The sequence below is a fragment of the Streptomyces sp. V4I2 genome (assembly GCF_030817655.1).
GTDB lineage: Bacteria > Actinomycetota > Actinomycetes > Streptomycetales > Streptomycetaceae > Streptomyces > Streptomyces plumbiresistens.
The window spans coordinates 6,846,366-6,869,139 of the sequence record NZ_JAUSZM010000003.1; the positions used below are offsets into that span (position 1 = coordinate 6,846,366).

18 protein-coding genes are annotated in these 22,774 nt (G+C 68.8%); 8 read left to right on the forward strand and 10 right to left on the reverse strand.

Annotation, left to right across the window (positions count from 1 at the left end; all coding sequences use genetic code 11):
• Positions 1-33: 33 nt before the first annotated feature.
• Complete coding sequence (locus tag QFZ76_RS32475; protein ID WP_307677026.1) at positions 34-1,383, reverse strand: M14 family metallopeptidase; 1,350 nt, start codon at positions 1,381-1,383, stop codon at positions 34-36.
• A 297-nt stretch (positions 1,384-1,680) separates the two neighbouring features.
• Here QFZ76_RS32475 and QFZ76_RS32480 point away from each other — a divergent pair, with 297 nt between their 5' ends.
• From QFZ76_RS32480 to QFZ76_RS32495, 4 genes are all read left to right on the forward strand, one after another.
• Positions 1,681-4,011, forward strand: a complete 2,331-nt coding sequence (locus tag QFZ76_RS32480) for a LuxR C-terminal-related transcriptional regulator (protein WP_307677027.1) — start codon at positions 1,681-1,683, stop codon at positions 4,009-4,011.
• A gap of 156 nt (positions 4,012-4,167) precedes the next feature.
• Positions 4,168-4,980 (forward strand): MEDS domain-containing protein, encoded by an 813-nt coding sequence (locus QFZ76_RS32485; protein ID WP_307677028.1) that lies wholly within the window; start codon positions 4,168-4,170, stop codon positions 4,978-4,980.
• 27 nt (positions 4,981-5,007) lie between these two features.
• A complete protein-coding gene (locus QFZ76_RS32490; RefSeq protein ID WP_307677029.1) occupies positions 5,008-5,490 on the forward strand; it encodes an ATP-binding protein in 483 nt (160 codons plus the stop codon).
• Positions 5,491-5,658: 168 nt separating this feature from the next.
• Positions 5,659-6,972, forward strand: a complete 1,314-nt coding sequence (locus QFZ76_RS32495; RefSeq protein WP_307677030.1) for an Nramp family divalent metal transporter — start codon at positions 5,659-5,661, stop codon at positions 6,970-6,972.
• A gap of 4 nt (positions 6,973-6,976) precedes the next feature.
• Here the strand turns inward: QFZ76_RS32495 and QFZ76_RS32500 are convergent, their stop codons facing one another.
• A complete protein-coding gene (locus QFZ76_RS32500; RefSeq protein ID WP_307677031.1) occupies positions 6,977-8,248 on the reverse strand; it encodes a hypothetical protein in 1,272 nt (423 codons plus the stop codon).
• Positions 8,249-8,338: 90 nt separating this feature from the next.
• A complete protein-coding gene (locus QFZ76_RS32505; protein ID WP_307677032.1) occupies positions 8,339-8,848 on the reverse strand; it encodes a SigE family RNA polymerase sigma factor in 510 nt (169 codons plus the stop codon).
• Positions 8,849-9,017: 169 nt separating this feature from the next.
• On the opposite strand from QFZ76_RS32505, the gene QFZ76_RS32510 reads away from it, so the two are divergent.
• Positions 9,018-9,410, forward strand: coding sequence for a hypothetical protein (locus QFZ76_RS32510; protein WP_307677033.1), 393 nt, complete (start codon positions 9,018-9,020; stop codon positions 9,408-9,410).
• 12 nt (positions 9,411-9,422) lie between these two features.
• Here QFZ76_RS32510 and QFZ76_RS32515 read toward each other — a convergent pair whose 3' ends face one another.
• Together QFZ76_RS32515 and QFZ76_RS32520 are read right to left on the reverse strand one after the other, a co-directional pair.
• Positions 9,423-9,614 (reverse strand): hypothetical protein, encoded by a 192-nt coding sequence (locus tag QFZ76_RS32515; protein ID WP_307677034.1) that lies wholly within the window; start codon positions 9,612-9,614, stop codon positions 9,423-9,425.
• A gap of 11 nt (positions 9,615-9,625) precedes the next feature.
• The gene (locus QFZ76_RS32520) at positions 9,626-10,477 is read right to left on the reverse strand and encodes a helix-turn-helix transcriptional regulator (RefSeq protein ID WP_307677035.1); all 852 of its coding nucleotides are present in this window, start codon (positions 10,475-10,477) and stop codon (positions 9,626-9,628) included.
• Between the two features lie 276 nt (positions 10,478-10,753).
• On the opposite strand from QFZ76_RS32520, the gene QFZ76_RS32525 reads away from it, so the two are divergent.
• Entirely contained in the window at positions 10,754-11,257 is a 504-nt protein-coding gene (locus QFZ76_RS32525) for an ATP-binding protein (RefSeq protein ID WP_307677036.1), read from the forward strand.
• Here QFZ76_RS32525 and QFZ76_RS32530 read toward each other — a convergent pair.
• The 5 genes from QFZ76_RS32530 to QFZ76_RS32550 form a co-directional block, all read right to left on the reverse strand.
• Positions 11,238-12,491: a DUF1266 domain-containing protein gene (locus tag QFZ76_RS32530; RefSeq protein WP_307677037.1), complete on the reverse strand. Its 1,254-nt coding sequence runs from the start codon at positions 12,489-12,491 to the stop codon at positions 11,238-11,240. The genes QFZ76_RS32525 and QFZ76_RS32530 overlap by 20 nt on opposite strands.
• 409 nt (positions 12,492-12,900) lie before the next feature.
• Positions 12,901-17,577: a putative T7SS-secreted protein gene (locus QFZ76_RS32535; protein WP_307677038.1), complete on the reverse strand. Its 4,677-nt coding sequence runs from the start codon at positions 17,575-17,577 to the stop codon at positions 12,901-12,903.
• Positions 17,577-18,254 (reverse strand): hypothetical protein, encoded by a 678-nt coding sequence (locus tag QFZ76_RS32540; RefSeq protein ID WP_307677039.1) that lies wholly within the window; start codon positions 18,252-18,254, stop codon positions 17,577-17,579. Before QFZ76_RS32540 ends, QFZ76_RS32535 begins: the two co-directional genes overlap by 1 nt.
• On the reverse strand, positions 18,251-18,859 hold the full coding sequence (locus tag QFZ76_RS32545; protein WP_307677040.1) for a hypothetical protein: 609 nt from the start codon (positions 18,857-18,859) through the stop codon (positions 18,251-18,253). Before QFZ76_RS32545 ends, QFZ76_RS32540 begins: the two co-directional genes overlap by 4 nt.
• A 187-nt stretch (positions 18,860-19,046) precedes the next feature.
• Positions 19,047-20,747: a chitinase gene (locus QFZ76_RS32550; protein WP_307677041.1), complete on the reverse strand. Its 1,701-nt coding sequence runs from the start codon at positions 20,745-20,747 to the stop codon at positions 19,047-19,049.
• Positions 20,748-21,076: 329 nt separating this feature from the next.
• Here QFZ76_RS32550 and QFZ76_RS32555 point away from each other — a divergent pair, with 329 nt between their 5' ends.
• Together QFZ76_RS32555 and cpaB are read left to right on the forward strand one after the other, a co-directional pair.
• Positions 21,077-21,997, forward strand: coding sequence for a hypothetical protein (locus QFZ76_RS32555; protein WP_307677042.1), 921 nt, complete (start codon positions 21,077-21,079; stop codon positions 21,995-21,997).
• A gap of 66 nt (positions 21,998-22,063) precedes the next feature.
• Complete coding sequence (gene cpaB, locus QFZ76_RS32560; RefSeq protein WP_307677043.1) at positions 22,064-22,771, forward strand: Flp pilus assembly protein CpaB; 708 nt, start codon at positions 22,064-22,066, stop codon at positions 22,769-22,771.
• Positions 22,772-22,774 lie beyond the last annotated feature (3 nt).

Below are 22,774 nucleotides of genomic sequence, written 5' to 3' on the forward strand. Positions count from 1 at the left end.
GGACCCTGCGGCCGGCACGTCAGAGCGACGCACTCAACTGCAGTACTGCGCTTCCTTCCCGATCGCCCGGTACATGCAGTCCGCGTTCTCGAGCAACTGCAGCACCGCGTCCCGGTTGTTCGCGGTCTCCCGCTCGATCACCTCGTCGGGCGGGTAGAACCCCCCGCCCGAACTGGACGAGGGATACATCTCGAACGTGTACGCGAAGATCTTCTGGTTGCCCCACAGCCAGTCGTCGATCGACCCGTCGGTGATGTACAGGTCGCTGGACTGCTCCGGGGTGTAGCCGTTGCTCGCGGCCATCTTCTGCCCGATCGTCGCGAACGCGTTGCGGTCGTCCGCCGTCATTCCGGTCGTCGTGTCGGCGGTGGTGTACCCGAACGGCCACAGCACCAGCTCGCTGTAGGTGTGGAAGTCGATGGCCGCCGTGATCTGCTGCGTGCCCCCGACCACCCGGCTGCGCACGAAGTCGGCGACGACCTTGACCTCCGGCGCCGACTCGGCGGCGGTGCCCCGGTAGGTCTCGGAGGACGTCGACCCCGACGACCCGCCGCAGCAGCCCCACCGGTAGTTCCAGTTCCGGTTCATGTCCGTACCGACGTACGAGGAACCGCTGTTGGGCTGCCGGTTCTTGCGCCACGACCGGTACGACCCGCTGGCGATGTCGTACTCGCCGCCGTCCGGGTTGAGGTCGGGCACGATCCAGATCTCGCGGTTGTTGACCATGCTGGTGACCCGGGAGTCGGAGCCGTAGCCCGCGCCGAGCTCGCGGATCAGGTAGAGCGCCATCTCCACCGTCAGGTGCTCGCGGGCGTGCTGGTGGTGGGTGAACAGCACCTCGGGTTCGGACTCGTCCGTCGCCACGTTGTCGCTGATCTTGATGGCGACGATGTCCCGGCCCTGGTACGACTTCCCGATCACGCGCCTGCTCATGATGTTCGGGTACGCCGAGAGCCGCGTGGTGATCTCCGCGTTCATCTCGGTGTAGTTGTGGTAGCGGGAGTCGGCCGAGGGGAAGTCGAGGAGCCGTACGTCGTCCTCGCCGTTCGACCGGTCCGGCACCGCGCCCATCGGTGTGACGTCGTAGCCGAGTTGCTTCAGTTTCTTGACCTGGTCCGCGCGTCCGGACACGAAGACCGAGTGGTCGTCGGCGTCGTCCACGGTCACGCCGGACCGCTGAAGTGCCGTACGGGACTTGGAGTCCGAGTGCATGTGCACCTCGTACTGGCGGACGTCGTCGGCCGACGGGGCCGCCTTCGGGGCGCTGTCGGCGTTCGCGGAGAGCGGGGCCGCGAGGGCGAGGGCCATCAGCGAGGCGACGGCGGCGACGGCGGCGCGCCGTCTGCCGGGGCGGGCGCCCGAGCCTCGTATGCGAAGTCGCATGAAGTCTCCTAGTTTCTCCAGGACTTCCGGGATCTCCGGAAGGGGGGAGTGGAGCGGGGGGTGGTTCAGCGACGAACTGGTGCGGGTGTGCCGCTCATCGTCGGCGTATGGCATGAGCAGGTCAAGAGTGAATAAAGACGCGATGGCGTGAAGTGGTCGGTAGGAAAAGCCATGCAGTGTACCCGCGTTGGCGCCCTGAAGTGCGGTCCCCGGTGAAGTGCACCCGCGGGTGTGACCCCCGCGTGCATATATGCCGGACTCCGGAGAAAGTGAGGATTCGGCAACGGGAGGCTGATCATGGGCGGATCAGCGCCAGGACGGGACGGTCAGCTGCCGGTCGAGACCACCAGCTTCGTCGACCGGCGCCGCGAACAGGCCGACGGCCGCGAGCTGTTGGCCCGGGCGCGGCTGGTCACGCTGACCGGACCCGGCGGCGTCGGCAAGACACGCCTCGCCGTGCGCATCGCGGCCCGCGTCGAGCGGGCCTTCCCCGACGGCGTGCGCTTCATGCACCTGGCCGACCTGTACGACCCGGCGCTCGTCCCGCTCGCCGCCGCCGCCGCCCTCGGCCTGCACGACCACTCCGACCGGCCACCGCTGGACGCCCTCGTCGCCCACGTACGGGACCGGCGCCTCCTCCTCGTCGTCGACAACTGCGAACACCTGCTGTCCGCCTGCGCCGAACTCGCCGCCGCCCTGCTGCGCGGTACCACCGGCGTCCGCGTCCTCGCCACCAGCCGGCACCGCCTCGGCCTCACCGAGGAACACCTCCTGGACGTACGGCCGTTGCCCGTCCCCGACCCCGACGGCGACCTGTCCGCCGCCCACGGCTACCCGGCCCTCGCCCTCTTCGCCGACCGCGCCGCCGCCGTCGCCCCCGGCTTCCGTCTCACCGCCGGCAACCGGGCCGCGGTGGCCCGTCTGTGCCACCGCCTCGACGGCCTCCCGCTCGCCATCGAACTCGCCGCCGTCCGCATGCGCGTCCTCGGCGTCGAACAGCTCCTGGAACGCCTCGACGACCGCTACCGCCTCCTGAACGCCGGCAGCCCCGCCGTCCTGCCCCGCCACCAGACACTGCGCGCGGCCGTCGACTGGAGCCACGACCTGTGCACCTCGCGCGAACAGCTGGTCTGGGCCCGGCTGTCGGTCTGCGCCGGCGGCTTCGACCTGGAGACGGCCGAGGTGGTCTGCGCCGACGGCGAGCGGATCCAGTCCTACGACGTCCTGGAGGCCGTCGCCGGCCTGGTCGACAAGTCGGTACTGTGCCGCGAGCCCGGCCCGGACGGCGTGCGCTACCGGCTCCTGGACACCCTGCGCCACTACGGTCTGGACCGACTACGGCAGCTGCCGGGCGAGGAACCCGCCACCCGCCGCCGCCACCGCGACCGCATGCAGGCCCTCGCCACCACCTGCGAACGGGCCTGGTTCGGTCCCGGCCAACGGGAGATCGTGGCCCGGCTGCGGGCCGACCGGGACAACCTGCGGGCGGCGCTGGACTTCAGCCTCACGGCGCCGGGGGAGGCCCTGGCCGGACTCCGTCTCGCCGGCACCCTCTGGTTCTACTGGCACGCCTGCGGCGCCCCCCGCGAGGGCCGTTACTGGCTCGACCGCGCCCTCGACGCCAACCCCGGGCCCACCCGCGAGCGGGCCCGGGGCCTGTGGGTCGCCGGGCTGCTCGCCGGGTGCCCCGAGGACCTCACCGGGGGCCGCCGCAGAGCCGAGGAGGCCCGCGCCCTGGCCAGACGGCTGGGCGACACGGCCGAGGCCGCCCACGCCGACTACGTCATCGGCGTCATCCGGCTCTTCGCCGACGACCTCCCCGCCGCGCTGGCCCACTTCGAGGCGGGCGTCGCCCGCGGCCCCGTCCCCGGCCAGCACCTCAGCCTCGTCGGCCTCGACCAGGTCGGACTCGCCTGCGCCCTCGGCTTCCTGGGACAGGCGGACCGGGCCGTCGACGTCTGCCGCCGGGCCCTGCGTCTCTGCGAGGAACACGGCGAGGAATGGGTGCGCTCCTACGTCCTGCGGATGCTCGCCCTCGCCCACACCGTGAAGCGGGACTGGCCGCGCGCCGAACGGCACATCCGTGAGGCCCTCCGCCTCAAACTCGCCCTCCACGACGTCCTCGGCCTCGCCCTCACCCTCGACCTGGCCGCCCTCATCGCCACCCAGGGCGGCGCCCACGAACGCGCCGCCGTCCTGCTCGGCGGCGCCGACCGCGTCTGGACCGCCGTCGACCGCGACCGCTGGGGCTCGCCCGCCCTGAGCACCACCCGCCTCGACAGCGAACGCCGCGCCCTCGACGCGGTCGGCCGGTCCTCCTTCCAGCAGGCCTACGACCGAGGCGCCGCCCTCGGCCTCACCGAGATCGTCGGCTACGCCCTCCAGGAACCCGGCCTCCCCGAACACCCCGCCGCCCGCACCCCGTCGAACACCACCCCCGAAGTCCGCCTGACCCGCCGAGAGGCCCAGGTCGCCGAACTCGTCGCCGAAGGCCTCGCCAACCAACAGATCGCCGACCGCCTGGTGATCGCCCGCCGCACCGCCGAAGGCCATGTGGAACGCATCCTCACCAAACTCGGCTTCAACAACCGCAGCCAGATCGCCGCCTGGGTAACAGCCCAACGCTGACGAGCCGTAGCCGCCCTAGCTGCGGGCAGTCGTGCCGCTGGGGCGGCTCCCGACCCAAAGAGGCGCGGCACCCCGCAGCGCCGGGCTGCGCGACCCACCCCCGCCGGCCCCCACCCACCGCACCGTCACACCCACCGCACGAAAGGTACGACCCACGTGACCCCCGAACCCGCCCCCACCCCCCACCCCTTCGACCACCGCATGACCGTCTTCGGCGCCGACGACGACTTCCTCGCCACCGCCCTCCCCTTCCTCACCGAAGGCCTCACCGCAACCAACGAACCCCCACCCGTAGCCATCGCCGCCCCCGACAAGCTGGACCTCCTGCACAACGCCCTCGGCCCCGACGCCAAGAACGTCGCCCTCGTCCCGCACACCGACTGGTACACGGGATCCGCCGCCAACGCGATAGCGCAAGGCGCCGGTTACCTCGCCGCACACGCCGCCCCCGCCGGCCGCATCCACCTCCTCATGGAACCCGTATGGAACGGCCGAGCCGGCCGCTCCCCGCGCGAGTCCGCCGAGTGGATCCGCTACGAGGCCCTCGCCAACCTCCTCTTCGCCCCGTTCGCCACCACCGCCCTGTGCGCCTACGACACCCGTACCGCCGGCCCCGCCATCATCGACGCGGCCCGCCGCACCCACCCCGGCACCGGCGCGTACGAGGACCCGGCCCGCATCGCGCACGCTCCTGTGGGGCGAGGCCCCGTCCTGCGTCTGCGAACTGCGCACGGCCCGCCGCGTCGACGACCCCCTCGCCGGCTTCGTCCCGCCGCCCACCGACGAGCTCGACCCCGCACAGGGACTGTGGTTCGCCCGCCAGGTGTGCGCGTACGTCGACGTCCACGACGAGGGCGCCGGGTCGACGGTCCGCCTCCAGTACGCGTAGCCGTACCCACGCAACCGCGTAGCCGTACCCACGGAATCAGCCGTACAGGTACGGAATCGGGTAGTCCTCCCCGTGCCTGACCGGCCCGGGGAGGCCACCCTGAAAGCATGCTGCAACTCTCCGGGGGATCCCTCCCGGACCCCGACTCCAGATACGGCGCCTTCCCCCAACCTCCCCTGGGAGCAGGTCATCTGAGCGTCGAGTACGACCCCCGCCCCTCCGCCGTCCGCGAGGCTCGCGCCGAGGTCCGCAGGCAGTTGGAAGGATGGGGACTGGCGGACCGCGAGGAGGTGCTGGACGCGGCGGAGCTCCTGGTCAGCGAGCTGGCGACCAACGCCCTGCTGCACTCCGCGAGCCGCTTCAGGCTCACCCTGACCGCCGCCCACGGCGTCCTGCGCTGCGAGGTCGCGGACTCCGGCCGCCGCACTCCCCAGGTGCTCGCCGCGGGCGCCTCGGAGAGCGGCCGGGGGATGTTCCTGGTGGATGCGCTCGCCCTGCGCTGGGGCTGCCACCAGGACGGGCCGGGCAAGACCGTCTGGTTCGAGCTCGGCACGTGCGGGTCCGACGGCTGCGGTCGGCGACAGCCGTAACATCCGCGGGTTCCGAACGCCCGGGACGACCGTGCCGGGCTGCCCACCCCGGAACCACAGCCCGGGCCCCGGCGGCACGCCCAGCCTCCGGGGCCCGTCCCGGACCACCGTTTTCCTTCACCGCACGCCCCCTTGTGCCCGCGTCCGCTTTGCGCTTTCTTGATCGGCATGGCGGACACCACGGACAACACAGCGACAGGGACGGCAGCCACCTCAGCACCCCGCAAGTCCAGTTGGAAGTACATCGGCCCGGGAATCGTCGTCGCCGCCACGGGCGTCGGCGCCGGTGACCTCGTGGCCACTCTCATCGCGGGCAGCAACTTCGGCTACACCCTCCTGTGGGCCGCCGTCATCGGCTGCCTCGTCAAGATCTCCCTCGCCGAGGCGGCGGGCCGCTGGCATCTGTCCACCGGCCGCACCCTCTTCGAAGGCTGGGCGAGCCTCGGCCGCTGGACGACCTGGTTCTTCGTCGTCTACGTCGTGATCTGGGGCTTCGTCTACGGCGCCGCGGCGATGTCGTCCAGCGCGCTGCCGCTCCAGGCGCTGTTCCCGGACGTGATGGACCTCAAGTGGTGGGGCATCGCGTGCGGCCTGGTCGGCCTGGTCTTCGTCTGGTTCAACAAGTACGCGGTCTTCGAGAAGGTCATGACGGTCCTGGTGGGCGTCATGTTCGTGGTGACGGTCTACCTCGCGATCCGCGTCACCCCGAACCTCGGCGACGCCTTCGCCGGCCTCCTCCCCGTCCTCCCCGACGAGAAGGACTCCATCCTCAACACCCTCGGCCTGATCGGCGGCGTCGGCGGCACCATCACGCTGGCCGCGTACGGCTACTGGGTCAACGCCAAGGGCTGGACCAACACGGGGTGGATGAAGGTGATGCGCCTCGACAACCGTGTCGCCTACGCCACCACCGGCATCTTCGTCGTCTCGATGCTCTTCGTGGGCGCGGAACTCCTCCACTCCGCCAACGTCGCCATCGCCAGCGGGGACAAGGGTCTGATCCAGCTCAGCGACATCCTGGAGGACGAGTACGGCACGGCGACCGCCAAGTTCTTCCTGATCGGCTTCTTCGCCACCTCCTTCACGTCCCTGATCGGCGTCTGGCACGGCGTGAGCCTGATGTTCGCGGACTTCGTGGCGCGCTACCGCTCGCGCGGGGAGGCAGGGGGCGAGGAGGTCGCGTCGGGCGAGCGCGAGAAGTCATGGCCTTTCCGCGCGTACCTGCTGTGGCTGACGTTCCCGCCGATCGTGCTGCTCTTCGAGGGCCAGCCGTTCCGCCTGATCATCCTCTACGGCGTACTAGGCGCCGCCTTCCTCCCCTTCCTGGCCGGCACGCTGATGTGGCTGCTGAACACCGCCCGCACCCCGCGGGAGTGGCGCAACGGTCCCCTGAGCAACGCGATGCTGGCGATCGCGGGCCTGCTGTTCCTGGTCCTGTGCGTGAAGCAGATCTGGGACCAGCCGTGGGCGGAGTTCTTCTGAGCCCTTAACGCAGCGCGTCCCACTTCGGGCTGAGGGCGATCTTCCGAAGCTGCTCGACGGTGAGGGCGGGCGTCTCGCGGGTCGCGTCGCGGTTCTGGCCACCGGCGTTGAAGGCGCTGATCACGACGCGGAAACCGTCCGCCCGCATGGTGTCGGCGGTCCACATGACGACACCTGACCCGGCCTTGTCGTCGCCCGGGCCCTGCCGGACGGTCACCCGCGTACCGTCCGGCAGCGTCTCGGAGCCGGAGCCGTAGAGCTGGTCCGCTACATCCCGCATGTCGGGCTGGACGTTGACCTGGACGAAGCTCTTGCCCTTGCCGTCATCGACGACGAGATAGGCGTACTCGGTGTCCTGGCCGCCCTTGGCGACCACCTCCACTCCCTCGGGAAGCAGATCGGCGAGGGTCTGCCCGACGGCGGCTCCGTCGGCACCCGCCGGAACGGTCTCCGTCACCGAGGGATCCGGCTTCGCGGAGTCCGCGGGCATCGCGTCGACGACCTGCCGCCACACACCGGCCGACACCAGCGCCTCCAACTGCGCCTTCGACAGCGGCGGGTTGGGCCTGCTGACCGGCGCGTCCTTCTCGGCCGCCGCGTTCCACTCGCTCACGGCGACGTAGTGCCCGTCCGGCGTCACGAGATCGGCGGTCCACAGCTTGGTGTCGACGCGCCGGTCGGGATACTCGTACCCCTTGAAGATCTTGAGCAGCGACCCGTCCGCCAGCCTGCTGGAGCTGCAACTGTCGTACGGCGTCAGCACCTTGTCGGGACACTCGACGATCTGCCGGGCATGGTCGCTCCCCGGCTCGATCCGGTCGAGGCTCATGGAAATGCTCGCGGCGCCCTTGCCGTCGTCGAACACGACACGTGCGTACGGCGGCAGCTCCTCGCCCGTGCCGCGCGCGTCGGATTCGCCGAACTGACCCTCGGGGAGCAACTCCTGGAGCGTACGGATCATGTCGGCCCTGGAGAGGGGCAGAGGCGTGGTGGTCGGTGTCGGGGCGGCGGTCGTCCCGGTGGCCACGGAGCGCTGCTGAGGCTCCTGGGAGTCGTCACCGGGCAGGAGCAGTGCCCCGCCCACCCCGACGAGCGCGAGACTCGCGGCCCCGCCCGCGACCGCGGCCCGGCGCCGCCGCAACCGGAGCCTGCGGCCGCGGGCGTGTCCGGCGGCGGCGAGCGCGGCGCCGTCGTCGGGGTCGAAGGAGTGTCCGGCCTGACGCAGCGCGGTGCCGAGCCGGTCCTCGAAGGGGTCGCTGTGCTGTTCTACGGGCATGGCAAACCACCGTTTCGGCGTGGTTGGAGGTGGGAGGTGGGAGGTTGGAGGCTGGCGAAGGTCGTTGGTGAACTGTGGGTCAACCGTGGGTCAGGGACTGACGTACTCGGCGAGGTCCTCGCCGAGGAGCTCGCGCAGTCTCCCCAGGGCACGGGTGCAGCGGGTGCGTACGGCGGCCGAGCTGGCGTCCATCGCGTCGGCGGTCTCCTCGATGGACCGGTCCTCCCAGTACCGCAGGACGACCACCGCCCGGTCCTTGGCGGGCAGCCGCGCCAGCGCCTCCATCAGGGTCAGCCGCAGCGGGACGTCGCCGTGGGCGCCGTCGGCCCGCTCGGGCAGCACGTCCGTGGCCCGCTCGGTGCTGCTGCGGCGCCGCTGGTGGGTGAGGAAGGTCCGGGTGAGGACGGTCTGCGCGTACCCGGCGGGGTTGCCGACGCGGGCCACCCGGTGCCAGCTGATGTAGAGCCGGCCCAGGGTCTCCTGCACCAGGTCCTCGGCGAGATGCGTGTCCCCCGCGGTGAGCAGACACGCGGACCGGTACAGATGCGCCGCGCGCGCCGCGGCGAACTCCGCGTACTGATCCGCCAGGACCTTCCTCATGTGCTCCCCCTGCGCTGCGCCCCGACTGTGCCCTCACCCTTATTGATGCGGTGGGCCCCCGGAAATGTTTCACGACGACTTCACGGGCTGCTCGGCGGGAGGCTCTGCCGGGGCACGGACGGGTAGGTTGCGTCCGACCCATCGGTGCGGCGCGAGGAGCGGACAGACCATGAACCACGGGGCGACGAACGGACCGCAGCCGCCGTACGGCCACCAGCCCCCACCCGGTTTCGGCCCACCGCCCCCGCAGTACGCGTACGCGCCGCCGCCCCAGCCCGTCGTAACGGGTCCGGATTTCCTCGCGGTCGACCGCCACAGCTCGATCGCGATCGAGGCCTCGGGCGTCGTCTTCGAGATCAACGGCCACGAGGCCGAGTTCCCCTGGCCGGAGGTCCGCAGCGTCCACTACAAGGCGAGCCCTTCGGGCAAGTCCCTCATGATGGCGGTCGTCCACGTCGACGGCGGCGTCGAGTGCGTTGTGGACGCGAAACCGAGGGAGCTGCTGGGGGAGTGGTTCGGGCAGTTGCCGGCGGTGCTGGGGTATTACCGGCCGATGGGGTAGGTCGGGGCGGGGTCAGAGGAGGTGGTCCGCCTTCCCTGCCTTGATGTCGAGGATCATCGTGCGGAGCGCTTCGCGGGAGTCGGTGAGGTAGGCGTCCTCGGAGCCGGCTATGGCGATGTAGGCGTTGCCGTTGGGGTCGGTGCCGAGGCGGAAGCAGGAGTTTCCCTCACCACAGAACGGCTCCTCCCAAGTGATCGCGATCATCGGGCTTCTCCTCACAGGTTGGTGGCGATGCCCCGGATGAAGTCGCGCGACGCCGCAGGCGACAGGGCGATGCCCTCCATCCAGTCCAGGTGGGCACGGTACTTCGCCAACTGCGCCTCCGCGTACAGGAAATCAGGTCCGTGAGAGTTGTCGATCTGAACGGTGTCCAGCTGCGGCACGGGTCCCTCCGCGTACAGCACGGTCTGCCCGGCCCCGGGAAACGCACCTGCCTCGAACGGGATGACCAGGAGAGTCACGTTGTCCTGCTCGGATTTCTTGACCAGATAGTCGAGTTGAGCTCTGGCGACCTCCGGTCCGCCGAACCGCATCCGGAGCGAGGCCTCATGCACGATGGCGACGAAGTCGGGCGCGTTGTCGCCGTCCAGCACCTTCTGCCGTTCCACGCGGTGAGCAAGACGCAGGGCGACCTCGTGGTGCGGCAGCTCCGGAATGACCACCCGGAAGATGGCGAGTGCGTGGTCGGAAGTCTGCAACAGCCCCGGGATGTGCACGGAGTAGACGGCCCGCATCCGGACGGCGTTCGCCTCCAACTCGGCGATGTCCAGTAGCCCTTTGGGAAGCGCTCCGCGGTACTTGTCCCACCAGCCTCGCTGGCCGGTGCGGGCCATCTCGACCAGTGCATCGACGTACCGCTCGTCCTGGCAGTCGCAGTTGCAGGCGAGGGTACGCACGCGCTCCCCGCTGATGCCGCGGACACCCGTCTCGATGTTGGAGATCTTGGCCCGGTCCACTCCAAGCAGCCCGGCGGCGTACTCCGCCGTCATGCCCGCTGACATGCGCATTCTGCGCAACTCAGCGCCAAGTCGCTTCTGACGCTCCGTCGGTGAAGTCCTCGCTGCCATGCCGATCCTTCCGCGCGCGGTCGTATGAAGTCTGCCGCCTGACCGCGCGGCGGAAGCACGGAAGGATCCAACTTTCACCACAAGGGAACAAAATAGCCCCCGCCTTCGGTACATTGAGTAGCGCGTCAGCTACACCCGGCAACCGGAAGCGCATCGCGTGAGCCTGCCCGCAACCTCCTCCCCTGGGAGGGGTGGGCCCGCGCCAGGGAGACAAGCCACCGACCCGCCACCACACGACACATGACAGTCCACGCACGTATCCGAAGGAGTCCCGCCATGCCCATTTCCCGCTGCCCCGTGGCCCCCACCTTCGCGGCCGACCCCACCGCCCCCGTCCCCGAAACCCTGTCCTACAGCTTCACGCTCCCGGCCGCGTTGGCCAGCCCCGCGCTGGCGAGAGCGGCGACGAGGGAGATCCTGAGGGCTCACAACCTGCAAGACATGTTGGACCCGGCCCTACAAGCAGTAGGCGAACTCACCGCAACAGCCGCCCAGTTCACGGAGTCCCCAACCTTCTACCTCTCCCTCCGCTACCGCTCCTCCACCCTCCGCCTGATCGCCTACGACAGCCACCCCCGCCACACCCAACCCCACCTCGCCACCGCCTGCGACACCCGCCGACGCGCAGCCCTCCGCGTCCTGGCCTGCGTCTGCCGTGCCTGCGACGGCACGTGGGGCTTCGGCGAGGCCCGAGAACCCGGCGGCGGTACGCGGATGTGGGCGACGCTGCCGAGGGCGAGCGCGGCGTCGTACGGACGGCCTATCGGAAGGGGATGTTGAGCCAGGGACTACCGGGCTCGGACATCAGGATTCGATGGGCGCTGACCATGTCCTGATACCAGTCCCCGAACTCCTCGTCGTCGAAGTGCAGGCACCGCCCGAGGATGTAGCCGGCTGAGAAGTCCTGCCAGGAGCGGTATTCGCGCGCTGCGTTATGCCCCGCCTGGATGACGGCGGACTCGGCTTCCTTCACGGTGCCGAACCGGGCCCCGAGCCCCCACCGCGCCATCTTCGAGGCCCGGCCGAGATCCCAGGCGTCGACGGAGGTGACGTACCGGCCCTCGTCGAGCACCCCGTCGGCGCGCATCCGGGCCTCGTATCGAGTGATACGTCCGATCAGCCGCTGCACACCTTCAATCCGGGCTTCGGTCTCGGATTCGGGCCGTGGCCCGGTCTTGGTGACGCCGTCGTCGGTAACCATGACCGAGCCCGCGGAGTTGGCGCGGATGACGTTGGCGGCGGCCTGTCGCCAGTACCCAGCGTCGACGTGACCGCCGAAGTCACGGGCGATGGTGCGGCGCAGTCGGAGGGTGAACTCCCACACTGAGCTGTGTGATTCGCAGGCCAGTAGGCCGCTCAGCGCGGACAGCCACTCTTCACGGGTGGTGATGCCCCACCACTCGCGCAGTCGTTTGCGTTCGTTGGGATAGCCGGAGCCGTGCCAGGCCATGGCGTTCCACCAGGAGCCGTTGTTGACGCAAAGGAGGGCTCCGCAAGCGAGCCCGTGGGCGACAGGGCCGTGAAGCGGGCCGCCCACGCCGAGGGTACGCAGGCGCAAGGACGGCTCCGGATCGTCTTCGCCTCGGGAGTACTGAGCCCAAGTTGCGGAGTGCGGCGGCGCGGCGGGGAGAAATGCCTCGCAGGGACTGCCGGGATTGACCACGATCGTCGGCGGATCGGTGGGCACCCACACCCGGGCGAACCACTTGAGGGTGTTCCAGTTGAAGACCCGATTCGGCTCCGGAGCGGGAAGCATTCCCGCGGTGTACATCGCCCAGATCGGGCCGCCCGCTCGCGGATCGAACCCGAAGACGGGGTACGTCCCGCTCGCGCCGTCATCCACCTTGTCCCGCCGTACCTCGAAGAAGAGCCGGTTCTCCGCGAGCGTGGCGAAGTACGCCGCCCAGTCGTCGCCGGACTTGGCTTTGAAGAGGGCCTGCTCGACCTCGGTCGGCGGGGTCCAGGCGGGTGATGCGGGAGGCCCGAATCCGGTGGGCGGAGGCCCGAACGACATGCTGCTTTCAATCCTTCACGGAAGAATGGGTCAAGATTAGGCTCGCTCAGACTTCCGGGTAGCAGCGAAGCCCGCCGAACGTCCAAACAGCACCAGGGCCTGATGGTTCGACTATGAGTCGTCCGCCCCAATGGATGCGAGCGTGACCCCTCTCTCCAGGCCGACAACCGCCTTCCCCGACAATTGGACTTTGGCACTGTGGGGCGGATCGATAAAATCCACCAGCTGCTCGTAGCGATTAATCCAGTCAAGGATTATGGGTGCCATGGCCGCGTTTGGGGGCGTGTCCGATTCGATGCTGAAGTGTTCTCCGGTGTGTACGACGCCGCCAATACACCGGATAATACATGTAGCGGAGCTAACTCCCCTTTCTTCGACCGAGTAGATCTGCAACTTTCCCACCGTAGCGTCATCCATGCTGGTAAGCCTCCGAGACGAATTGCTTTACTTGTTCCGGTGTGAGTTTTGGTATATCCCATTCTAGAGCGTCGGTGATGCCGTCATAAGTTTTTACTCTGGGTATATGGATGCCCATATCCTTGAGGATATCGGTGGCGGCACTGACCGGCAATTCTACGGCAGCCCTATGGGCCAGTTCGGTCGCGGGAAGGTTTACGCCGACTTCCGCCTCGGCCCGAATGAATCCCCTCATGGTTTCAATTCCTTCAAGTGCACTCCGAGGGATGACCTGAACTATGGCTTCACCAAATTGTTCTGAGTGTCTAGCGAACGCTGCTGCCACACCAGGGTCTGTTGATGTGGGCGTGAATCCCGAATTTTGTGTGCCCTCGCTTGCGTTGAACTCTCTCGTGGTGCCTCGAAACAGGTGCTCTTCTTCAGGGCATCCCTCTGGAGCGAGTCCGAGAGGGTCGCTCCAGGTGTGGGGGTTATGGACATACGCGGTGGGGTTGGGGGAGGGGGCGAGGCCGAGAGGGTCAGGGGTGAGGTAGCGGGCGGTTTCGGGGTCGTAATGGCGGAAGTAGTTGTAGTGGAGGCCTGTCTCGGGGTCGTAGTACTGGCCCGGGAAGCGTAGGGGCGTGTACGTCGTACTGTTCGCGGCCCATGCGGTGGTGCCCCACAGGGTGCTCCGTCGCAGCCAGGCGATGTCGCCTTGTTCATCGACGAGTTCGGTGGGGGCGCCGATCAGATCGGTGACAATCGCGAAGAAGCGGGAGTCGGTTTCCTCCTGTGGGGCGTCGGCGACGGCGATGCGTTCGGTCTGGGCGATCGGACGCAGGCCCTGGTGATCCCAGGTGAGAATGACCGGGTTGGGCAGGTCGGGAGATGTGGTGGTCTGTTCGCAGTGAGTTGTGCCGTCCCAGGTGAACACCACGCGCTCGACGACCGTTTCGCCGTCGGCGGCCAGACGGAGTTTCGCCGTACGGCGGCCCAGCGGGTCGTAGGTGTAGCGCCACTGGGTGCTGTCCGGGGTAGTGACGGAGGTCAGGCGGTCTTCGGCGTCCCACTCGTATCGCCAGGTGTCCGGCTTGCGGGACAGGCGAGTCTTCTGGCGCAGAGTGATGCGGCCGAGGGCGTCGTGTTCATAGCGGACGTTGCCCGCGCGGGTGATGAGGGTGCCCGTGTACTCGCGGGCGCCGGTCGCCTCCCCGCCGGGGTGACCCGCCGGCCAGGAGGCGGAGGTCTGGTTGCCCGCCGCGTCGTAGGCGTATGTCTCCGTCCAGTTCGCCGCGTGCACCGCGGTCACCCGGCCAGCCGTGTCCAACTCAAAGCGTCGTGTGCCGGAGAGTTGGTCGTCGATGCCGGTCAGGCTGCCGTCGGCGCGGTAGGTGTATGCGCGGAACTGGACCGTGCGGTTGCCCGCTCCCGTCACCGATTGGGTTGACAGACGACCGAGCTCGTCGAAGCCCTGTTCCAGGGCGATCGTGTCTCCGATGTGACGGGCAAGTTCGCGGCCAGCCACGTCGTACGTGAAGTCGATGGAGCGGCCAGAAGCCACCATTCCGGTGCGATGGCCTGCCGCGTCGTAGGACCACGTCGTCGTCGCGCCAGTGGGAGTCGTGCGGCCGGTTCGGCGTCCCCATTCGTCGTAGGCGTAGGTCAGTTCGCGACCGTCGACCGTCTCCGAGCACACGCGTCCGAAGCGGTCCCGGAGCAGGGTAAGCGTGGTGCCGTTCGGGCCGGTTGCCTGCGCGAGTTGGTCGGTCATGTCGTACGCGTACGTCGTGACCTGTGTCGTCGGCCAGCCGGCTGTCTCTTTGCGGACCACCTGACCCAACTCGTTGCGCTCGAAAGTCACGGTGTTGCCGAGGGCATTGGCGCGGGAGGCCAGACGCCCGGCTGCGTCATATGTGTACGTGAGTGAGCGGTCGTCGAAGTCGGTCTCCGTGACCAGGCGTCCGGCCGCATCGTAGTGGTAAGTCCACGTCAGGCCCTGCGGGTTGGTCACCTTGGTCAACCGCAGTTCCAGGTCGTGGTCGAACTTGTAGCGCGCCCCGTCCGGTCCCGTGCGGGACGTCAGCAAGTCGAAGTGGGTGTACTCGAAGTGCGAGACCCCGCCCATCGGATCTGTGTGACTGGTGCGGTTGCCCTCGCCGTCGTACGTCCAGGACTCAGTCGTGCCATCAGCGGCTGTGCGTCGGGCAAGGTGGCCCTCTGTCGTCCACTCCAGGCGGGTTACCGCGCCGGTCGGATCCGTGATCGAGATCGGGCGCCCGAAGGCGTCGCGTTCGTAGCGCGTCACCGCGCCGAGGGGGTCCGAGATCGCAAGGGGGAGACCTGCGCGGTCGCACACGACAGTCGTCGTGGATCCGAGCGGGTCGGTCACCGAGGTCAGATGGCCCGCCTCGTTGTACGTGAACCGGGTGGTCTGGCCTGCAGGGTTGGTCACAGACATGCGGTTGCCGCGTTCGTCGTACGTCTGGCGGACGACCGTACCGTCCGTCCTCACCACCTTCACCGGTAGGCCGAGCTCGTTGTACTCGGCTCTCGCATCGCGCCCGTCGGGGCGGGTCAGGCTGAGCAGGTTGCCTGTCTCGTCGTAGCGGAACGTAGTGCGTCTGCCGAGTGGATCGGTGCGGGAGAGGAGGCGCTGGTAGCGGTCACGTTCGAAGCGCGTGACCGCGCCGAAGGGGCCGTATTCGGCGACCACCTGGCAGGCGTGGTTGACGACATAGCGGCGGGTGTGGCCTTCGGCGGTGGTCGCCGTGGTCACGCGCAGGCCGGTGTCCGGGTCTGTCTCGTCGTAGGAGAGGCGCAGGGCCATGTGGCCGTGCGTGCCGCCCTCGGCGATGCATCGGTCCTGATCGTCGTAATCGTAGGAGTAGCTGCGGTCGTTCGTGTCTGTCCAGGAGGTGACGCGGCCCGCCTCGTCGTACGTGAATCGCAGCGGCAAGTCCGACGAGTTGACGACTTCGGTCAAGTTGCCATCGGTGTAGCCGTAGCGCATCAGTACCTGGTCGGCCGCTGACAGGCGCAGGGCTGTCACCCTGCCCGCGTCCGTGGAGATACGTACGTCATAGCCGGCGCTGGAGACGATCCCGAGCGGGGTGCCCTCGGTGTCGTACTCGAAGGTGATCCAGTTGCCGTTGCGGTCGTCGATCTGTTCCAGGACCGCGAGGTCGTCGCCGCGGTCGGTGAAGTGCCAGACGCGGCGTGTCTGCGGGTCGGTGACCGTGTAGCCGCCGTCCTCTCGGTCCAGCGGCCAGCGTGGGCCGTGGCTGGGGAGGGTGGGTAGGCCGGGTGCCGGGTGTGGGTAGACGAGGAGCAGCCCGTCCTCCGTGACGAGGACGACGCCTTCGGAGTCGATTTCGAGGCGTTGGTCGAGCGTCGAGGACCAGGAAGGGCCGAACCAGCGGCCGAAGCGGTACCCCGACTCCACACGCCGTTTGAAGACGAGAGGAAGGGAGCCCGCCAGTGTCACGTCCGTCTGCGGCAGGTACATCTTGCCGGTGGTGAGGTCGACCGGGTCCGTGAGGTCTTTCTCGACCTGCTCGCTGGGGTTGGCTGTGTCGTGCTCTTCGGGGCGGTTTCTTGCGGTGTCCGCTGCGGAGTTGTCGGCGACTCCCTTCGCGTCATTGCGCGCTGCCCGTCCCGCCGCCTGTTCCAGTCCCTCCCGGACCGTGGTCTGCAGTCCGCCCCGCCCCAGCCCCGCCCCTTTGGTGCCGACCGCTTCGGGCAGCAGCCGGCCGCCGAATTCCAACGGGTCCTTCTTGAACTCCTCCCACGCGGCCTTCGCCGCGCGCTCGGGATGGGCGGCCGTGGAGACGAGGCCCGAGAGCGTCATGCTGACGTTCTGGAGGTGTTCGGCGGGGTGGGCGAGGTTGTATGGGTCCAGCGGGTTCATCCCGCGGGCGGAGTTGATCAGACCCGCGGCGCCTTTGAACGCGCCGCCGGTGAAATGGGTGAGTTCGGTGTGGACGGCGTTGAGACCGTCGTCCCAGTCGGACTTGAGCCGCTTGAGGGGTGGCGGCTCGGCGGGGGCGTGGGCGAGGGCGGCGCGGACCGACGCCGCTGCGGTGCCGGCGGCGTCGTTGCGCTGGCGGCGGGCCTCGCCGAGGATCTCTTGGGCGCGTGCGACAGCGGCCTTGTCGTCGGCTTCCTTGCCCGCGTTGTAGAGGTTGATGGCGTCCCGGGCCTGGCCCTGGGCCCACTCGACTGTGTCCGCATACGACGTCAGGGCCGTGGCCGCCTTGTCGCAGGCGTCTGCCGCGTGGAGCCACTTGACGGGGTGCATGGCGAACTTCTCGCGGAAGGTCTCGGCGGCCTCGCCCTTCCAGGCCGAGGAGTCCAGCTTCCGCATGCCCTGGCCCACGATGTCGAACGCCGTGCGGAAGTCCTTCAGGTGGTCGGCTGTGTTCCTGATGTCGGCCGGGTCGCCGTGGATCAGCTGGGTGGGCTGGTCCGTCCGGCCGAGTTGCTGCTCGTCCGGGGTGGCGCCGAGGTCGGAGGCGATGCTGTCGCCGACGGAGTCGACCTTGTCGGCCCAGTCGTTGGCGCCGAGGTCCTCGAGGCGGTCGCTGACGGCGTTCGCGCCCTCGTCGACGGCCTCGCCCGCGAGCTTCTTGCCCGCATCGATGCCGTCCTCCAGCTTGCCCAGAGCGGAGTCGGCGAAGTCCCCGATCCCCATCAGCCGGCGTCCCCGCCCTGCTGTCCCTGTTCAGACGCCTCGGCCCGCTCCTCAGGTGACGGTCCGAAGGAGCCATCGAGTATCTGCTCGTACTCGCCGTCGCTCACCCCGGCCGCGCTGCGCAGGTTCTCCGGTGTCAGCCCCGGCACCGGAGCCAGCGTGTGCGAGGTCATGACGTCCCGCCCGGCGTCCTGCACGCCCTGCTTGCTGTTCTCCCACGCCTGCTCGAAGGACTCCGCGCTGTAGTCGGGGTTCGCGAGCGCGCTGGTCTGGTTCAGTTCCTGCCAGCTCATCCGCGTGACGTCGTCCTCGGTGGCGTACGGGTTGCCCGTAGCCGAGTTGGCGACGATCTTCATCGTGCCCTCGACGTACTGGTCCGTCTCGTAGTACGTGCCCGCCGAGAGTTTCACCCCCTCCGCGAAGTTGTTCCCCTCCGCGACGAGCGCCCGCACGCCCCACTCCCAGCGCTCGCAGAACGACTTGAAGGACGACGCCAGCTCGCCATGCCCCAACTTCAGCCCGGACAACTCGAGTTCCGCAAAGCCCCGGCCTGCCCCCGCAAGGCTGTCGATGCCGAGTTCCCTGAGCTCCTCCAGGGTCAGCGTGATGCCCTTGGCGATCTCGCCTAGCCCGACGGCCTGCAGATCCGTGCGGTGCCCGCCCGCGCCCTCGCTCACCGTGACTCCTCTTCGGAGGCGTCCACCGTTTCCGCGTCCACAGCCGCCGCAGTCGGCACGATCCCTACCACCGGCGGGAACAGCACGCCGTCGCCATCGCTTGCCACGTCCAGGGCAACTCCGCACGGAACGCCTGTGGCCGGGACAGCGGCATCCAGCAACCGGGCGCCCAGGACACGGCGATACGGCCACTCCCGCGCGCCCTCACCCTTTGTGATCGCGAATCGAGCCAGCGTCGACTCGTTAGAGAAGGCGTAGATCCAACGGATTCCGTCGAAATCTCCGGCCAGGGGTGACCCGTCCTCCGTGATCGGCACGAGTACGGCGGTACGGCGGAACTCGCCCAGCAGCGCGGCGAACTCTCGGCCTGTGCCGACGACTTCATCGGCCTTCTCTGGGACGACGGCCCGGCTGGTGGGCGGCCCGGAAGGCCCGTCGGAGGTGTGCGGCGGCGGCAATTGAACTACCGGGGGAGGGTCTGCCGGCGGGCGGCTCTCACCACTGGTGTCCGGTGCCGTCATCTCGACGTAGTCGTACAGACGGGACCTGGGTATGTGCCCGGCTACCGCTTCACTCTGCCCTTGATCCGCCACGCCGGGAATCATCACATCGGCATACTGGTGGAGGCAACGCGGACACTCTGCGGCGCGTCAAAGTGGCCGGTTGTTGACCGGTGGACGCTACACGGACGGAAGGCCGGGCGATGGAGGGGCTGATCAATCAGACCCCACACCACGCCAACGGGTGCGGCACGCCTCCCAGCACTGCCGCACCCGTCAGACCCCCAACCCCCTACGGCAACCCATGCACATGCGGCCCCACCGCGTTGGACCAAGCATTCCCCGCAGCCGCATCCCAGTTGGTCGACCACGTCATGGCCCCACGCAGCTCCGGGTAGGTCCGGGCCGGCTTGAAGGTCCCGCACCCCGTTCCCTTCGCCAGGCAGTCCAGCGCGTTGTTCACCACGGACGGAGACACATACCCGCTCCCCGCTCCACTCGGCGAAGCCGGCAGTCCCAGCCCCACCTGTGACGGAGCGAGCCCGCCCTCCAACTGGATGCAGGCCAGGGCCGTCAGGAAGTCCACCGATCCCTGGCTGTACACCTTGCCGTCGCAGCCCAGCATCGAGCCGCTGTTGTAGTACTGCATGTTGACGACCGTGAGGATGTCCTTCACGTTCAGGGCGGTCTGGAAGTACGCGTTGGACGTGGACTGCATGTCGATGGTCTGCGGTGCCATCGTCAGGATCATCGACGGGCCCGCCTTTGCGGACAACGCCCGCAGCGCCTGCGACATGTAGGTCGCGTTGAGCCCGTTCTCCAGGTCGATGTCGACGCCGTCGAAGCCGTACGTCTGCATCAGCGCGTACACCGAGTTCGCGAAGTTCGTCGCCGAGGCCGAGTCGTTGATCGACACCGTCCCGCGCTCGCCGCCCACCGAGACGATGACCTTCTTCCCGGCGGCCTGCTTCGCCTTCACGTCCGCCTTGAACTGGTCGACGGTGTAGCCGCCCAGTCCGGCGGAGTCGAGGTTGAAGGTCACGGCGCCGGGTGTGGTCGTCGCGTCGGCGAAGGCCACCGCGATGATGTCGTACTGGGACTGGACGGCGGACAGCTTCTGGACCGTCGCTCCGTTGTTGAAGTTCTGCCAGTAGCCCGTCACTGCGTGCTTCGGCAGCGAGACATCACCACCGCCCGGAGATGCCGTGGTCGTCCCCGTCACCGCCGCCGACTTCGCCGACTCGCCCGCCGCGTTCGTCGCCGTGACCTGGAAGGAGTACGACGTCGACGCCGCCAGGCCCGTCACCGTCGCCGACGTTCCCGTCACCGCCGTGACCTTCGTGCCGTTGCGGTAGACGGTGTAGCCGGTCGCGCCAGGCACCGTGCTCCACGCCAACGACACCGACGACGCCGAGGTCCCTGCCACCGACAGACCGCTCGGTGCCCCCGGGATCGTCGGCGCCGGGTCGCCGCCCCCGCCGCCATCCGGCCCGAACACCGACACGTCGTCCGCGAAGTACGCGGCCTGCCCGTACCAGCCGTGCGTGTACACCGTCACCGACGTTGTGGTCGCGCCCGTCTTGAAGGACGTCGTCAGCTGCTTCCAGGAGGTGGAGTCCGGCGTCCACGTCGACACGTCCGCCGTGCCCGTGCCCGTCGCGCCCAGATAGGCGTACCCGCCCTGCACCCACGCGCTCAGCGTGTACGTCGAGTTCGGCCGCACCGCGACCGTCTGGGCGCACCGCGCGTTGTCCTGCCCGGCCGGCGTCGCCTTCAGCGCGGTCGAGCCGCCGTGCACCGGCGAGGAGACCGGCGTACCGCTGCCCGCGGAACAGGTCCAGTTGGTCAGGCCCGACTCGAAGCCGGCGTTCTTCGCGTTGTTGACGTCCGCGGCGGACGCCGGGCCCGCGCCGGCCACGGCCAGTGCGAGGGCGAGGGCTCCGGAAAGGAGCAGCAGCCGGGTGCGTCTGGGTATGCCTGGTACGGGGTCCACTGGGGCCTCCGGTGGGGGAGAGGTGCGGAGAGGAGAGGAGAGGACGACGGTGGCCACCGTTGGCGTACAAGTTGGTCCAGACCAATTAACCTGTCAAGAGGTCGGGAGGGGGAGGGGTGCTTTTGCGGGGCCAACTCCCCCCGCAGTAAAAGATCACGTGGCACATGCGCCCCATCTGGACTGAAATAGCCCCCTTTTGCGCTCCCAACAGGACCAGGAAGTCACAGAAACGCTGTTCTCCGGTCACAGGGGCGTGGATACAGTGCTCAGGTAGTCACGCAGTGAAGTCGACTGGGTGCGCCGGGGTAGGGCCGGGCGGGCCGACGGGCATGGGATTCGGGGAGCTGCGCGTGCCAACTGCCATTGCTGTGACCAGTGCCGACATGGCGCTGCCACCGCAGGATCAACGGACCATGCCCGCCGTGGTCCTGCCGGACCTGGACAGCGAGCCGCTGGAGCGGTCGCTGGCCGTCCTGCAGTCGCTGATCGACCAGCACGGACATGTGATCGTCGTCTGCTCGCAGGCGGTGTCACAGCAGACGGAGCGGCGGCTGCACACCGTACGGTCCCTGCTGGAGAGTGACCGTATCGCCCTGTTCCGTCCCGAACTGCCGCCCCTCGGACTCGCCGTCCTGGCACGTCAGTTGAGGCAGCTCGCCTCCTGCGACCTCAGTCCGGGCGTGCTCGCCTCGGCCGGCCGGCTGCTCACCCACTACATCCACGCGGGCGCGCTCCTCGGCACCGTCACCAAGCTCGACCGCGTGCCCGTGGGCCTGAAGTCGCACGCCAAGTCCTGGGTGCCGGGCAGCCAGTTCGCGGTGCTCGCCCATCCGCAGCCGCAGCTCGAGCGCATCGCGCCCGGGGCCACCCTGGCGGGCCCGGAGTTCGCCACGTCGATGCTGGTGGCCAGAGGCCAGCTCCAGTCCGACTGGGTCAACGACTCGCTGGCCAAGGCGTGGAACGTACAGGGACTGCGCGAGTGCCCGCTGCCGGCCGAGTCCGTGCGGTGGTGGGGGACCGGGAAGCTGATCGAGTTCTGCAGTTTCCTGCCCGACCTGTCGGTGCTTTACCAACTGGTCACCTCGGTACGGCAGAACATCTGCCACTGGTGCGGAATCGACCTCATCGGCGATCGCTGCGTCTTCTGCTCCGCGACGGCCCCCGCACCGGCAGGACCACAAGCATCACCGGCGTCAGCTGTGTCACCCCGGTATCAGAACCGGTACCAGAACCAACTGCCCGCCGGGTAATCCCTCGAAGGCCGCCCGCACCCACCGACTCCGCTCGACCGAACCCCCAATGAGGTTGCACGGTTCATGAACTCCCGTCAGCGCCGCGGCGTGATACTCCTGCTTCTGTCGGTCCTGTGCGCCCTCGGCGCCTTCGCCGGCGTGCTGTCCGTCATCAACGACGTGAAGTCCAAGGTCGGCCCCGAGGTCACGGCGTACCGGCTGAAGTCCGACGTGCAGCCCTACACCAGCCTCAGCGCGGGCCAGTTCGAGAAGACCGAGATGCCCGAGCGCTGGCTCTCCGAGACCGCCGTCACCGATCTCTCCCAGATCCGCGGCAAGATCGCCGTCACCACGCTGAAGGCGGGCTCCCTGCTGCAGAGCGACATGATCGTCGACCAGCCCGCCCTGCAGCCCGGGCAGCAGGAGGTCGCCATCATGATCGACGCGGCGACCGGGGTGGCGGGAAAGATCACGCCGGGTTCGTCGGTCAACGTCTACGCCACCTTCGAGGGGCAGCGGGAGGGTGACCCGGCCCAGTCGAAGATCATCGTGACGAACGCCAAGGTCCTCGACGTCGGCAAGCTGACCGCCCTCAAGCCCGACGAGAGCGACAACACCCGGCAGGAGACCGACGCCGTCCCGATCACCTTCGCGCTCACCACCGTCGACGCCCAGCGCATCACGTACGCCGAGTCGTTCGCCGAGGAGGTCCGGCTCGCGCTCGTCGCGCCCGGCACCGACACCACCGTCCCGGAGCAGGACCGCACCTACGAACTCGCCAAGGACAAGTGAGAG